A 15,339-nucleotide genomic window follows, 5' to 3' on the forward strand; every position below is an offset into this window, starting at 1 on the left:
AAATGAGTTTCAACCTTAATAATAATCGTAATATTCAAAGGAAAAGCAAATGGTTGCTGTTTGCTGTGCCTTTTATTTTATCTTTCTCAGGCTGTAAGAAATTATTCGAGGTGCCTGGCGAAAAAGAATACATTAGTAATAAAATCAGTTATGGCACAAAATTCTTTGAGCCTATATTGGGTCGGACCACACTAATGGGAAGTTTCAATGCTGATAATTCAACACAGCCATTAACTTTTAGTATAGTTAATGCACGCTATGGTGATGGTCGACCTATCACGGATTTCTATAAAACAAAAGAAGTTTGGGTTTGGACAGGTGCTTATGATGGTAAAGAAAAAACGCTGGAAGAAATCAATAGTAAAAGAAAAAAAGAACTAAGACCACTTCTTGAGGTTCGTGCTTCGGGGCAGTTGATTTTATGGTCTTCCGCTACAGATGATCTTATTCCTGCCAGGAAAACCGATAGTACAAATTTGTTACAGGATCGTCGTTATTTTGATGTGAAAGTTTCGAATATCGGAGGAGAAGTGATCATAAAGGATCTCGAGTTCAGACTATGGCGTGAGCGTCCTTACGAGCCATCAAACGACTTTAATCCCTATACAGGAAAGATTGCAATAACTCCGGCCGATTTCCTGGATCCAATTAACAAACTGAATTATATCCGTCCCTCGCGTATATCCAATATCATAGGGAAAAGTACCCGGAAAGAATTGGTGTCCAATGATGTGGTCGTGTCTATCAGGCCATTTTCCGGAGGAAACGGTCATTCCCTGCGCTTCAGGTTCCTGGACAAGAATGCTGTGGTTATTAATCCTGCTAAGTTTAATGAAACAAAATGGGATCAGTTAGTTCATGGATTTAACAGGCAAACTACTGATGAATATGTACAATATGATGTTGCTTATCCTATTCCCCTGATCAATATCCCTACTTCATATGCAAGTGGTGGTAGGGCTAATGTAAACTTTAGCTATTCCAGATTGGGTTTTGGGGGTATTCGCCAGGTAGGATCTATAGGTCTGGATTTTAGTATTTATAGAGAAGGGGACTGGGAAATTGTTTTTCAATTCCGCAATGACAATCCAAAATTTGAAGATGAATAAACTAATACCTATAAGCATATGAAAATAAGAACAATTTTAAGGGTATTGGTTTGTATAACATTCTTATCCTTAAGCTTAAAAGCACAAGTTAAACAGGTTACCTTAAAGGGGACCGTAATCGATGAGGGAACAAAGCAGCCAATACCGGCAGTATCCCTAGTGAATAGTACCACAAATAAGGCTGTTACCTTTACAGATGGAAAGGGACACTTTAGTGCTGCAGCTCCTGTAGGAAGCACCTTGATTTTCAGATATGTAGGATATCAGCCCTACAGGTTGAAAGTAAGCACAGATCAGTTGAATCTGACTATCAGGCTTAAGGAAACCAACGCAAGTATGGATGAGGTAGTGATTCGGGGCTTTGTTGCCCGTTCCAAAGAAGTCACCACTGGTTCTTCCTTTTCCGTAAAAGGCGATGAATTGCAGGATATTCCTGTGGCGAATGTTGAGCAACTGTTGCAGGGAAAGGTTCCTGGATTGAACATCCAGAATAATACTGGGGCACCGGGATTTAGAGGGACTGTACAGCTTCGGGGCTTAGCTACTTTAGCCGTTTCCAATTCCAGTAATGAAACATTCCTGCAGCCAACCTCTCCGCTTTATGTTATTGATGGGATTCCTATTGATGCCGATAAAGCTTCTGAGATGGGATTTGACCTTCAGGGACCGGGCATTAGTCCTTTATCACTTATTCCTCAGGAGGATGTTGAAAGTATTGAAGTCTTACGTGATGCACAGGCAACCGCATTATATGGTTCAAGGGCAGCATATGGGGTTATTATCATTACCACTAAAAGAGGCCATTCCCAAATTCCTCGAATCAGATATACCAATAACTTTTTTGTAAGTACACCTCCTGCGTTAAGAGAAACGCTTGGTGGAAATGACGAACGGGCATTGAAACTGGAACAGATTTATGGAAATGCAAAAAGTTTTGCTGACATCATCAGAATCTCACAGACACCGATGCTATCGGACAGCTTGAACAGTTATTATAACAATTCAACAAACTGGCAAGCCATATTTTACAGGAAAACTTTTAATCAGACGCATAATCTGGCCATTGATGGTGGAGATCAGAAATTTAACTACAAAGCTAATATGGGATATTTTGCGAATAAGGGGATTCTAAAAAATACCGGATTTAGTAGATACACCCTGAACATGAATGCAGAACTAAGACCTAATGATCGTTTCAGGTTTACCACATTTCTTTCGGGTGGGATTGGAAAGCAACAAAAAGGGGATGGCCTTGGTTTTCTTCAACGTGGCGTAGCCGATAATGCTCAGTCCTCATCTTTACTTCCGGGGCCGTCTTTTTACCAATCCAGTGGTGGAGTGGTTAAATCTTTGGAAACAGTAAATGATAATGCAACCCGGAATATCCGGACCAGTATTGACGCGGAGTACACCTTACTTCCAGGTCTGAAAATCATGTCAACATTTAATTATAGTTTTTCATCGGATATTGAGGATACATTTACCCCCGCTGCTGCAAATCAGCAGTTTTCGAAGGTGTATGGATTTAACGGAAGAAGCAATTCTTTGTACAATAGGAATATGCTTAATTATAGCGCCACTTTTAAGGAAAAGCATAGTATCTATGTCTCTGTAGCTAATGATATCAACGAATCAAGAGGGCAGACCTCAGCGATCAGACAAGAGCGTACGCCAAATGATCAGTTCCAAGGTCCCTTGGGCTTTGATGCTTTTTTATCAAAAGGGGGTGGCGTTTTAACTTATAATCGCGGCAGGTTAGCCTCTTTCTGGGGATCAGCCTCCTATGATTTTATGCGCAAATATATCCTCGACCTCGCATATCGCATTGATGGAACATCCTCAAGCGGACTAAATAATCCATTTTCGAAAAATCCTTCTGTGGGTCTACGCTGGAATTTCGGTAAGGAGAACTGGATGTCTCATTTTGATTGGTTGAATTCCGGATCAATCCGGGTCAGCTGGGGAAAGAACATCACCCCAACAGGAAGTTTATCTAGCATTTATGGCAAATATAATATCGGTGGAAATTATAATAACCAGCAGAGTATAGGCATCGATTTTGGTTCGATACCAAATCCGAACCTGCAGCCTAAAACACGGGAGATGTACAATTTAGGTTTAGATTTTAGTCTGTTTAACGGTAAGGCCGATCTGAACTTTGATACTTATTTCAGTGAAATAAAAAATGAACTGTATACTCAAAATATGTCTAATACCATCGGATTTGGAAATTTCCCAAGTAATGAGACAGGAATGGTTAATTACGGATATGAACTGTATTTTGCCATCAGGCCATTATCCAGTAAAAACCCATTTAAACTTAACCTTTCCTTTAATGGCGCCTGGAATAATAACATTCTTACCAGGTTACCTGAGGGATATAACGGACAAAATATACTCTTTGCCGGTGCCGATGGTCAGCATACGATTTTACGCGTAGGGCGAAATACTTTGTCCAATTATCTGTACATCAATCAAGGGGTGTATGCGGTAGACAATGATGTTCCTGTTGATCCTGTGACAGGTTTTCGTTACCAGACAGGGAATCAGGTTTATAAAGCCGGTGACCCAAATATTAAAGACGTAAACGGTGATTATATCCTGGATAAGAACGATTATCAGATAACGGGGAATTCGCAGCCTTTAATCACAGGAGGTATGTCGGCCAGCCTTTCTTATAAGTCGGTGGGGATGAATATTTATGGTTCATATACTGCAAAAAGAACAATTTTAAACAATGCCCTGGCAAGTCGTCTGAGTATCATGAATGATCCATTTGGCGGAAAAGCGGTGATTTCGCTTCCGGATGTAGACATGTGGCGCAAGCCTGGCGATGTAGCCAAATATCCTTATGCCTATGATTATAATCGTTACAGTATTATTCAACCCTTCCGTTACGATCAGACTTTGTGGCAAGAAGATGGAACTTACCTGAAAATTAACAACGTAACCGTGTTTTATACGTTCCCCAAAAAATTTGCACAACGATTGGGCATAAGCAACCTTAGGGTGCAGATGAGTGCGAGTAACATCATTACATTTTCTAAATATTCCGGACCTAACCCAGAGAATGTAACGGCTCTCGGAAGAGATCTTTCTGCGGGTTATCCAAATTCCAGAGATTATATTTTTGGCTTTAACCTAGACCTTTAATTGAAATAACTATGAAAGTGATCAAAAAAAATATAGCAGCGGTCATATTGCTGATCTGTATGGTACTGCCTCTGGGCTGTAAAAAATACCTGAATCTTACCCCGCTTACTGAGCTTACCGGCAATAATTTTTATAAGTCTAAAGGAGATGTTGAAGCTAATATTTCCAGCATATATTTGAAATTCTTTGAAAAAATTAATGAAAGCTGGGTAATTGGCGCCACAGGTGAAAGCCGATCGGGAGAAGCTTTTGCAATTTCCACACATGAATTTTATCCTAGCCGAAGAGTGGTAGAAGTGCTGGGTAATAATGACCTGATGACTGTTATTACTGGTGCGGGCTCTGGTTCTGCATGGTCGGGATTTAAATTTAGTCTTATCACCAATTGGAAAGGCTATTACCAGGCTATTCAAGGTTGCAACATTCTGATCAGTAAACTCAAAGAGGGGGTTCCTAACCTTTCGGAAAATGAGAAGAAAAGATATATTGCCGAGGCTACTTTTATTCGCTGCTTCACCTATTTCTGGATGGTCAGGCTATATGGAGATGTGGTTTATTATACCAATCCATATCAATCTGAACCTTTGCCTCGTGAAAATATGGTCGCTGTGATGAAAGCATGTATTGCCGATATGAAGGAACATGTAAATGATCTACCCTGGACTTTTCAGGATCCTGCATTACGAGGTCTTAGGGCAAGCAAAGGTGGGGCACTTGCGTTGATGATGCACATGAATATGTGGAATGCTGGGTTTGACGATGCCGCTGCCAATGCATATTATGAAGAAACTGTAAAATGCGGACAGGAATTGCTCAGTCAAAATGGGAATGCTTATTCATTACTGCCACTTGAACGATGGCCGGAGGTAATCAAAGGCCGATCAGAAGAGAGCTTATTTGAATTTTATCAGAGTATTAATTATAGTGACAAAATTAATTATTTAGCCCCATTTGGAGAATCATTTCTGGGATATCCTTACAAATTTCCAGCCGCTAAGTACCAGACTTCATTAATGGCATTCAGAGGAGCTTATATGGAAAAATTATTTCCAAGGGACCTGGCTGACAAACGGAAAGATTTGTGGTATGTCGATATTTATGCAAATAACGGTCGCTTTATGATGCCAAAGTTTGCTGGTAACATTTATGCTTCTGGTAATGAAGATCAACTAGCCGACAACAGCTTTCTGATTTTTAGGCTATCAGATGCCATTCTTTTACATGCAGAGGCTTTAGCTGAACTTGGTAGGGATCCGGAGGCTATTAACAGTGTAAACCTGGTACGGGCAAGGGCCAGCGCAATTCCTTATGATATTGGCCAGGGTCCTTTGAAGGATTTTATATTCCTGGAACGTTGCAGGGAGCTTCAGGGCGAGGGGCATGCCTGGTTTGACCTTGTCAGAACAAAAAGGATTTTGAGCCAGCGATGGGCAAACCATCCACTGACACTTGACCAGTTTAACAGGGGAGCCTGGACATGGCCAATTGACAGCGAGGCTTTAAAGGATAATCCATTGATGACACTTAATGACTACTGGACCAACACAGTCGGAATCTAACGCTATAATAATGAATATAATGAAAAATCTAATCAATAAAACCTACCTGGTATTAGGATTCGTACTGCTTTTTAGTTTTACAGGCTGTAAAAAGGATGAATACTACCTGGATGGAGGTAAAGCAAATGCTAATTTCAATGGCACCATGCTGGAATACCTGAAATTCAGAGCAGTTCCATTTGATACCATTGCTACTATCGTTAAACTGGCGGGTATGGAAGATGTTTTTAATAAGGAGGACATTACCTTTTTTGCACCTACAGATTATGAAGTTAAAGAAATGATTGGTTCCGTTAAGAAATTTAATAGTCTTAATGCAGCTTTATACAGAAACGGTAAGGATACGATTAAAACACTGGCAGATATTGAAGGGGCTACCTGGGCCAAATTCCTGCAAAGACATATCTTCAAGGGCGCAAAAAAGTTAGCGGACTATCCTCAGCTTGATCCCGATCTGACCGCGGTTTATCCGGGACAGAACTATTATGCTTATAACAATACCGCAGCAAAAATCGGAGTTATCTATGGTGATGTAGGCGGAGTCAAATATATTGGCTACAGACGACTTACCATTACTTATATAGCCGACCTATCCAGCCCTGATCAGTCATTCAACACATTAAGGGTTTCTTCGTCAGATATTAAGCCGAATAATGGCGTGGTGCATGCTTTGCAACTATCTGGTGATGCTTTTGGTCTGGGCGCTTATGAAATGATTAATGAGATTTCCAATCGATAGGTTTATATATTAACCGATAACTAATTAGAATAAAGAAATGAAGATACGACAAAGAAATAGATCAATACTGGGAGGCATGTTTTTACTGCTGATAATGATGTCCTGCAGTAAAGTGACAGATCAGTTCTCAGAACCTTATTCGGCAAGTACCGAGGGTTTGGGAATTAAAATGGATCGGGTTAAAGTACCGCAACCTTCTGAAGGTGGGCCTGGGACGGTGGTGACTGTGCCAGCCACGGGTATGTTACCTTATAAGGACAAACTTGTTTTTATGTTTAATGGAGAAAAGGCAGAGGTGTTAGAGATTACAACAACCTATATTAAAGTGAAGGTCCCGGAATTTGCCAGCACAGGAGTGCTTTCTGTTGCCGTGGGAGATGTGCTCGCTTTTGGGCCTAAATTTAAGGTAAATGGTTTGATTAATCCTGACCCTACCTTTAAAGTGCCAAATGGAGCAAACGGAACAGTGAGTCAGGTACTTGAGCTCTTAGACGGTAAAAAACTGATTATAGGTGGTTTTACTAATTACAATAATAAAGGTGTAGTCAGACCTATCAATCGCATCGTTAGTGTTTTTGGAGATTTTTCTTATGACCCTAATTTACGTAGTGGCAAGGGATCTAATGGCCCGATCAGTTCTATCATTGAGTATAATGGGAAATATCTGATCGGCGGTGGTTTTAGTGGTTACAATCAACGTACTGAAAATATCAGTAACCTTACGATGCTGAGTAAAAACGGATCAATTGACACAATAGGCATACATACTTTTAGAAGACCGGATCAGACGGATACAATTAAGTATTTTCCAAAATTCAATGCGGGTACAGACAAAGCCATATCTCAATTGTATAAACAACCTGACGATAAGATTATTGTTTCCGGTGGATTTGATTTCTTTATCAGTCGACGTTATGACCAGCCCAACAAGCGAAGCGAAAAAGATACTATTATTCTGGATAGCATCAGGATGCCTCAGATTTTGAGATTAAATGCAGACGGTACACTGGATAAAACATATCGGTTTAATGCATCTGAAAATGAAGGTTTTAAAGCCGCGAATGGTCCTTCCAGAGCGCTCATTCATACCGATGGTAAATATCAGGGTAAAGTACTGATGTATGGTAAGTTTAGCAGTTTTGATGGGAAATCGGCTAAGAACATGATCAGACTTAATGCCGATGGGACTATTGATGATAGCTTTAATACTGGCGTAGGACCAGATAATTATGTTTACTCAGTCACTTATAACAACATACTTGACCGCTATGTCATTTGCGGATTGTTTAGAACATATAATGGCAAACCTTGTGAGTATTTGGCCATACTGAAATCCGACGGATCATTAGACGAAGGCTTTGCTCCAAAGAAATTTGATGGGCCAGGAGCAAGTTTTGCAAAACTGCTGAATGATGGTTTAATGGTGGTAAGCGGAAACTTTAATACCTATAACGGGATTACCAGAAATGGCTTTATGATCTTAAATAGTAAAGCAGAACTGGCCCCAGGCTATAACGCTACCGGATTGTTCAACGGATTTCTTAATGATGTTATTGAAACCAAATCAGATGACAATAAAAGAGCATTGTTGCTAATTGGTTTCTTCACAAGATTCAATAATGAACCTGTAAATAGTATTATTCGGGTTGTACTGGAATAATCCCGGCAGCAGAATTTAAAAATTGAAAATCAAATTATATACTGATGAAAACAAGCCACTATATTTATAAAAACATAAAGTCATCCTGGTTCTGTATTGGCCTTCTTGCTATACTGGGGGCCTGTAATTCTCCTTTTGAACGGATGATACCTGAACGGGAATATACAGACTCGGCTAATGTAGCCTTTAGTAAACCTAAGGTACTCTATATTATTGTTGATGGAGCCAGAGGCACTTCCGTTCGGAATGCACAGGCTTCAAACATCAACAGTTTATTACCAGCTTCCATTTATACCTGGAATGGACTTTCAGATATTGACGCAAGTACCAATGCGGCTAATTATGCCAGTATGTTAACGGGAGTAAAAGCACTAAAGCATGGTGTAAAGTCAGACGATTTTTCAGGTAATCACTTAGCAGACTTTCCTGTATTGTTCAAACGGATTAAAGAAACAGACCCTACCTTAAGGACTGTAGTATTTACCAGTTCTCCATTACTCAAATCTAATCTTTGTGACGGAACAACCCTTAGCACCCAGTTAAGTGATGATATTGCCGTTAAATCTGCGGTAGTCAATGATCTCGAAAAAGAAGCATCAAGCGTTGTTGTTGCCCAGTTTTCCGGGATTGATGAAGCTGGAAAGTCATCAGGCTACGACTTGTCATTTCCTGCGTATAAAGCAGCAATTCTTAAGTTTGATGGTTATGTAGGGGAAATGCTTACTGCCTTAAAAAAACGACCAAATTATAAATCAGAGAAATGGCTGGTTGTTATTTCTTCAAGTAAAGGCGGAACGTTTACCTTGCCTGCTTCTGAAAATGACAATACTATTTTTAGCAAACCAGAATTCAATACTTTTACTATTTTTTATAATGCTGGCTATTCTACGCGGATTCTCAGCAAGCCCTATCTTGGTAGTAGCTTTCCGGGGACTTTTTTGAAATTCACAGGAAATTTAAGGGCTTTGAATCCTGCCGGCGATAATTCCATTTACAATTTTGGTGACTCAGAATTTACCATTGAATTGAAGGTGAAGAAGAACGCACTTAATTTTACCTGGCCAAGCTTGATTGGAAAGCGGAAAGACTGGGTTCATGGTGAAATTGGCTGGAACATCTTTCTGGAAAACGCTTACTGGGTGTTAAATGCAAGGGGTGTTAAATCTGGAGCACAACAGATAAAAGGAGCCGATATGCCTGCAGGTACCTGGAATTCTATAGCTGTGGTTTGTTATTATAAAGCAGGTAAACGTTACATCAGAACGTTTACCAATGGGAAATTTAATAATGAAGCGGATATTACAGCTTTAGGAGTTTTAGATAATAATTTCCCTTTAACCTTAGGGAAGTTCCCTAGTAACGGATCAATGGATGGCTATATCAGTGACGTTAAAATTTGGAAAGCTGCTTTTTCTGACGAAAAGATGGCACAATTTTCCTGTGATACCTATGTTGATCCAGGACATCCTTATTACGACTATCTGATCAGTTACTGGCCAATGTTAGATGGTGCAGGAAATAGCATTAAGGATGAGGGAATTGCAAAAAACAACCTTACAGTTCAGGATGGAACGGTTACCTGGGGAAAACTTTCTGATCTGCTTTGCTCACCACCAGCTACCAATTTAGCTCTTCTGGTACCCGGTGCAATCGATATTCCCGCTCAAATTTATAGTTGGCTAAGGATACCCAGACAGGAGAGCTGGTTGTTAGACGGACGGGTATGGCAGGATCAATAAGTTAATGGAGCATAATATTAAAGATAAGATAATGAAGAAACTAAACCACAATATTTATAAGTGCCTCGTTCTGATGGCAATCATCCTTGTACAATCCTGTAAGGAGGAGAGTCTGGAGAACTTTGCAAGCAAGAAAGGAATTTCTGCCAGCGTTTCTGTTAAGGGACTGTCCGGACAAATTAAGAAAGATGCAGAAAATGTAAGGATCCCGATTGAAGTTCAGCTTTCTGCTAGTGCAACTCAAGCTTTTGATGCACATATAATGCTGGATGAAAATACCGTTGTTAATGCAATTAGCAATAACTTGTTGCCAAACACCCTGGCATTTCCAGTGGGATCAATAGTCATCCCACAGACGGTAACTATACCTTTCGGTTCAACCAGCGTGATATTTGAAGCGGTAGTGAGTGTTGCTGCGCTGGAGAAATTTTATTTCAGCAGTAAAAAATTAGCCTTTGCGGTGAAGTTAACTGAGGTAGCTAAAGGGAATAGCATAGATGAGAAAAAAAATGTAGGAATTGTTTCCATAGATCCTTTAGCAATTATTGCGGCCCATGAAATGCATACGATTTCTATTACAAATGGCGGAGGCAGCAAATTAGACGTTTCAGGAAGGAATAATTATGCGCCAAGTGTAGCTTCAATTGGTATACCATTAGGGGTAACCTTATCTGGAGTAGCTTCTCTTTCTTTTAAAGTCAATGTGGCTATTAACAACGATACCGTTGCAGTACTAAAGTCGAAGGGCCTTCTTCCACTTAACGCAGTGGTGATGCAGGCGGGAGAATTTGAACTGCCTGCTCAGGTGGTAGTAGATCAAACTGCCAATACTGGTAAACTGGAGGTGACCATTCTTTCACAAACCCTATTAAAATATAGAAATGATAAAATAGCCTTGGTGGTCCAATTAACCGGCAGTAGCAGGCATATTGTCCATCCGGTTAACAGAACGGTTATTTTGTTGATTGATCCGGCCAGTATCATTATCGCAAACAGTTATGCGGCATGGTTTCCCACAGGCAATAAATTACAGTTTTATTCACTTTACAAGAAATTCAACTCATGAGAAAGAAGTATACGCTAACAGCATTTTCAATTCTTTTGGCTTTTGTAATCCTATCAGGCGGTTGTAAAAAGGCTGTCGATCCCCCCGTTACTGAAGCGGAGGAGCCGAAACCACAAGTAACATTTACCATTGGTGCGGCTACTCAAAAAGATCCTTTTACCTATTCTTTTAAAGGAGTGGTTAAAAATTATAAAGAGGTAATCTGGTCCTTTGGTGATGGGACTTCAGCTTATGATACTGAGGTAACACATACTTACTTAATACCTGGCACCTATAAAGTGATTCTGAAAGCACTTAATAGTTTAGGGTATTGGGCCCAACAGGAAGCACAGGTTATCATTCGAGCACAGGATATAGTTAATTTTACAGCAGAACCTCAGGTAGATGGTAGTCTTAAATTACAGCCAAAGATGTCCGCAGAAATTCAGGATTTTAGTTGGTATATAGGAACTGCAGCAACTGGTGTACCAATAGCAACCACACAAACGGCAATTATTCCAAAGCTTACTACGCCTGACTTTACGTATATTACACTAAAGGTTAAAACTGCTAAGGGAGCCGAAGCCTATTATTCAAAGATAATTACCAATTTTGGTGATTTGAAAGACATCACAGGAAATGGAGTCGACCTTAGCGTTTCACTTGAGCACTCTGCAGGATCAACATCAGCGGAAGGTTCATTAAAGTTAATAGACGGGTCGAATACGACAAAATATTTGATTTCAGGCTATACCAATACCTTCTGGATGCAGCAGAAAGTTAAAAGTCCTGCAGTTGTTAATGCTTACGTATTCGTTTCGGGAAATGATGTGGTAAACAGGGATCCTATGACCTGGGATTTCGTTGGCTCTCAAGATGGAATAACATGGGTAACACTTGATTCCCGTAGGGATATCAAAAGTGATGTCCGTTTTGAAACAAGGGCCTATGCTTTTAATAATACAACTGCTTACAATTATTATAGGGTTAATGTAAAAGCAGTCCGAAGCGGAACATCGATACAATTGTCGGAGTGGAGGTTAATGAGTACGTATTAAATTTCAGTACAATATAAAACATTCCCCCTTTGCAGTATACTGGGGTGGTACATTCGATCCCTTACGATAAAATAATTTCGCTCTATATAAATACAGGTATAAGTTGGGTGACTCAGGTCGCTCAGCTTATTGCCATTTAAGATGAAATCAAAAAATAGTATAATTTAATCAACACACACACACACACACACACACAAATGAACTTATCTGTAATTCAGGGATTTAAAGTCCTTTTCAGGCGCGTCTGCTGCGTATTTGCTGCGATACTCCTTTTTAATCAGGCTAATGCACAACAATTAGTCGAAGCGCATTACAATATGGGACGGTCTGGCGAAATTTCGTATGCTACCTCTCCAGGCTCGCTTAAAGATATGAGCAATAAGGGACATGATTTAAAACGAGATGGAACGCCTGTGTTTTTTGCCGATGCTCCGGCAGATAAAAAATTAAATGGCGAAGGTGCTATTTTGTTTAAAGATCGTGGGATATATAGCATTGCTGATAATTTTGGCAAAGCCAATCAGCCCTTCGTATTGGAAGGTTGGTTTCAGACCAACAGTCGTCAAGGTTCAAAAGATGCAGGTCGTAGCAAAGGAATTGTTTTGGCCTATGGGGATGATAAAAGCGGATATGTTTTATGGCAAAAGGACGATCAATGGGTTTTGATGATAGATGGGAAAGAAAGTCCTAAGCCTGTTGCAAAGGCCATTCCCGGAGAGTGGATCCATCTTGCCTTAATTAATGATGGTAAGGGCATTTCAACGCTTGCCAACGGTGTAAAAACTTTGAATGCTTTACCGGTAGCCAAATCGGTAGCTGCCAATTTCTCGATAGGGGCATTGGGTAAAAGTAATTATTTTAATGGATTGATTTACGAAGTAAGGCTTTCTTCTTTAAACAAGACCAAATTTGATGCAGTCAAACATTTGTTATTTAATGCCAAACAGGTAGCGCAAAAGCAAAAACAAGCAACAGATGAGCAACGCGCATTATTTGCCGCACTCGAAGCTAATAAATCAATTGTTAAGGTAAAGACTTTTCCTGCTTCCGAAAATTCAAATGACTGGATGGTTAGTCCGGTTAAAACACCCGTACAATTATTGCTGCAAAAGGAGCCAGGTCAAATGTCGGCAAAACTGTTATTAACCAATGGCTTGCTGAGTCGTGAGTTTTTTATTGCCGAAAATTTAGCCTGTGTAGGTTTTAAAAATGAATATACTGATGCCCAAATCCTGAGAGCGGTAAAGCCTGAAGCAAGAGTGATGATTGATAGTACCTGGTATAATATTGGCGGATTTAGCGGACAGCCGGAAAAATCATACTTACTGGAAAGCTGGTATAGTAATTTAATAGCTGAACCATCGGCATTTCGTTTTGCAGGTATTGAGGTGATGCAACCTACAGCACGCTATCCATGGCAGCAAAAGTATAATGCTGCGCACACGGATTGGCCGCCTAAAGGCTTACATGTTTTAATGCATTATAAAGCCCCTCTGAATAAGAATAACTGGAAAAGTACGGTACAGGTTACCGTTCATTATGAATTGTATGAAGGTATGCCTGTGATTGCAAAATGGATAACTGTCGACAACAATACCAATTCATCATTTGTAGTACGTGAAGCAGAATGTGAAGTTTTAGCAGTAAATCAGGATCAGATAAAGCGTATACATGTGGAAAGTGACTTTTCTTTTGCCCTGGCTAATGCTGATCCTGAAGGATCAGCACTGATGCACTACAATGGAACTCCTCCGGCTTATCAAACGGGAAAGAGTACAACTACATGGAGAACAGACCGTGAATACAATACCTGGGCTTCTCACAACCAGGCTGAAGATAAATTTCTTGGATTTCCGCATCACAACTTGTTGGTGAGCAGGGTGCCAATGGGACCTTCTGAAACGTTGAAGCCAAAAGAAAAGTTTACTTCTTTTACCACCTTTGAATTATTGCATGATGATGATGACAGAGAGCGTCAGGCCTTGGCGCACCGTAAATTCTACAGAAAGCTGGCCCCACAGGTAACGGAGTCCTTAATTGCAGCTGGTATTACCTCGCACGATAAAAACAAGCTGAAGGGCTTTATTGATCAAATGGGCGAATTGGGGTTTGAAAGATTGGATATTATGGCCTGGCCTGGTATTTCCCATGATAAACTGGATGCGGATTATGTTGGCTTATGGAAGGATATTTCATCTTATGGAAAAGGAAAAGGAATTGTAATGGGAGGTTATGAATTACAAACTGCCTCTAGAGGTAGGGGAGCCCAATATGATTGTATTGATCCAAAAACTAATAAACCAGGTAGTTTATTCGGTCAAAGTGTTTGTATTGCAAGTGAATGGCAAGACAAATATTTTAACGACATGTGGAAGTTTTATGATCAAACAGGACTGATGACTTACAATATGGATGGCCCTTATCATGGCGATGTATGTGCTTCAACAACACATCCACATCATAGTAATTTATACGATTCTCAATGGCAGCAGTGGAAACAACAGGTAAAGGTACTGCATGAACTTCAACGTCGTAATATGTATGTGCCAATTCCGGATTGGTATTTTCTAAATGGCCAATCATCAACAGGTATGGGTTATCGTGAGGCGAGTGCGAATTTAACTCCACAACAACAATTGCTATTGGGTCGTCAGTATATCTTTGATGGTACATGGCACAAAACGCCAACAATGGGCTGGTTAACTTTACAGCTGGTAGGATTTTATACCAATGATGCCAGGGTAGGTTTGGAGCCTTTAGCTGAAAACCTGGACAGGTATGAAGTTGGTCTGTTTCAGCATCTGGCTAGTGGCTGCCAGTTTACAGTAAGAGGTAACAGGCTTTATGATACTCCTGAAACTAAGGCAATGGTAACCAAATGGGTAAATTGGTTTAAAAAGCATCGTGAAATATTAACTTCTGATATTATTCACGTTTCTCGTCCTAACGGCAGAGACCTGGATGCAATGTTACACGTGAATCCTCAAATTGATGAAAAGGGGATGTTTGTGGTATTTAATCCAACAGACAAAGCCATTACCAAGCAGGTGAAGGTACCACTTTACTATGCTGGATTAAAAGGCAAGGCAACAATTACAGATCAGGAAGGCAAAAGTAATGTGTTGAAACTAAATGATAAGCACGAAGCGCTGCTAACCGTAAATATACCAGCCGGAGGATTCGGTTGGTACCTGGTTAAAGAATAATTAATACTCAAAACAACTACAACAAAAACCCCCAGACTGATATAGAATGGGGGTTTTACTTTTTCTGAAAT

At 40.1% G+C, this 15,339-nt stretch carries 9 protein-coding genes; all 9 read left to right on the forward strand.

The window, feature by feature from the left end; genetic code table 11:
• The first annotated feature begins 2 nt into the window (after positions 1 to 2).
• The gene (locus B9A18_RS10675; protein ID WP_084289276.1) at positions 3 to 1,109 is read left to right on the forward strand and encodes a DUF5007 domain-containing protein; all 1,107 of its coding nucleotides are present in this window, start codon (positions 3 to 5) and stop codon (positions 1,107 to 1,109) included.
• Positions 1,110 to 1,127: 18 nt separating this feature from the next.
• Positions 1,128 to 4,262, forward strand: a complete 3,135-nt coding sequence (locus B9A18_RS10680) for a SusC/RagA family TonB-linked outer membrane protein (protein WP_084289277.1) — start codon at positions 1,128 to 1,130, stop codon at positions 4,260 to 4,262.
• 11 nt (positions 4,263 to 4,273) lie between these two features.
• Positions 4,274 to 5,821 carry a RagB/SusD family nutrient uptake outer membrane protein gene (locus B9A18_RS10685; protein ID WP_084289278.1) on the forward strand — a complete coding sequence of 516 codons (1,548 nt, stop codon included), beginning with the start codon at positions 4,274 to 4,276 and terminating at the stop codon, positions 5,819 to 5,821.
• Between the two features lie 19 nt (positions 5,822 to 5,840).
• Entirely contained in the window at positions 5,841 to 6,560 is a 720-nt protein-coding gene (locus B9A18_RS10690) for a fasciclin domain-containing protein (RefSeq protein WP_159452627.1), read from the forward strand.
• Between the two features lie 37 nt (positions 6,561 to 6,597).
• The gene (locus tag B9A18_RS10695) at positions 6,598 to 8,220 is read left to right on the forward strand and encodes a DUF5008 domain-containing protein (protein WP_084289280.1); all 1,623 of its coding nucleotides are present in this window, start codon (positions 6,598 to 6,600) and stop codon (positions 8,218 to 8,220) included.
• A gap of 44 nt (positions 8,221 to 8,264) precedes the next feature.
• Positions 8,265 to 9,959 (forward strand): LamG-like jellyroll fold domain-containing protein, encoded by a 1,695-nt coding sequence (locus tag B9A18_RS10700; protein WP_084289281.1) that lies wholly within the window; start codon positions 8,265 to 8,267, stop codon positions 9,957 to 9,959.
• Between the two features lie 31 nt (positions 9,960 to 9,990).
• Entirely contained in the window at positions 9,991 to 11,025 is a 1,035-nt protein-coding gene (locus tag B9A18_RS10705) for a hypothetical protein (protein ID WP_144009458.1), read from the forward strand.
• Positions 11,022 to 12,062 carry a PKD domain-containing protein gene (locus B9A18_RS10710; RefSeq protein ID WP_084289283.1) on the forward strand — a complete coding sequence of 347 codons (1,041 nt, stop codon included), beginning with the start codon at positions 11,022 to 11,024 and terminating at the stop codon, positions 12,060 to 12,062. Before B9A18_RS10705 ends, B9A18_RS10710 begins: the two co-directional genes overlap by 4 nt.
• Positions 12,063 to 12,259: 197 nt before the next feature.
• Entirely contained in the window at positions 12,260 to 15,268 is a 3,009-nt protein-coding gene (locus B9A18_RS10715) for a LamG-like jellyroll fold domain-containing protein (protein WP_084289284.1), read from the forward strand.
• Positions 15,269 to 15,339 lie beyond the last annotated feature (71 nt).

Origin of the sequence: Pedobacter nyackensis, from assembly GCF_900176505.1 — a bacterium.
GTDB classification, from domain to species: Bacteria; Bacteroidota; Bacteroidia; order Sphingobacteriales; family Sphingobacteriaceae; genus Pedobacter; species Pedobacter nyackensis.

Coding starts and splice junctions, on each gene's coding strand:
- B9A18_RS10675 (WP_084289276.1), top strand. CDS start 3: ATGAGTTTCAACCTTAATAATAATCGTAATATTCAAAGGAAAAGCAAA.
- B9A18_RS10680 (WP_084289277.1), top strand. CDS start 1,128: ATGAAAATAAGAACAATTTTAAGGGTATTGGTTTGTATAACATTCTTA.
- B9A18_RS10685 (WP_084289278.1), top strand. CDS start 4,274: ATGAAAGTGATCAAAAAAAATATAGCAGCGGTCATATTGCTGATCTGT.
- B9A18_RS10690 (WP_159452627.1), top strand. CDS start 5,841: ATGAAAAATCTAATCAATAAAACCTACCTGGTATTAGGATTCGTACTG.
- B9A18_RS10695 (WP_084289280.1), top strand. CDS start 6,598: ATGAAGATACGACAAAGAAATAGATCAATACTGGGAGGCATGTTTTTA.
- B9A18_RS10700 (WP_084289281.1), top strand. CDS start 8,265: ATGAAAACAAGCCACTATATTTATAAAAACATAAAGTCATCCTGGTTC.
- B9A18_RS10705 (WP_144009458.1), top strand. CDS start 9,991: ATGAAGAAACTAAACCACAATATTTATAAGTGCCTCGTTCTGATGGCA.
- B9A18_RS10710 (WP_084289283.1), top strand. CDS start 11,022: ATGAGAAAGAAGTATACGCTAACAGCATTTTCAATTCTTTTGGCTTTT.
- B9A18_RS10715 (WP_084289284.1), top strand. CDS start 12,260: ATGAACTTATCTGTAATTCAGGGATTTAAAGTCCTTTTCAGGCGCGTC.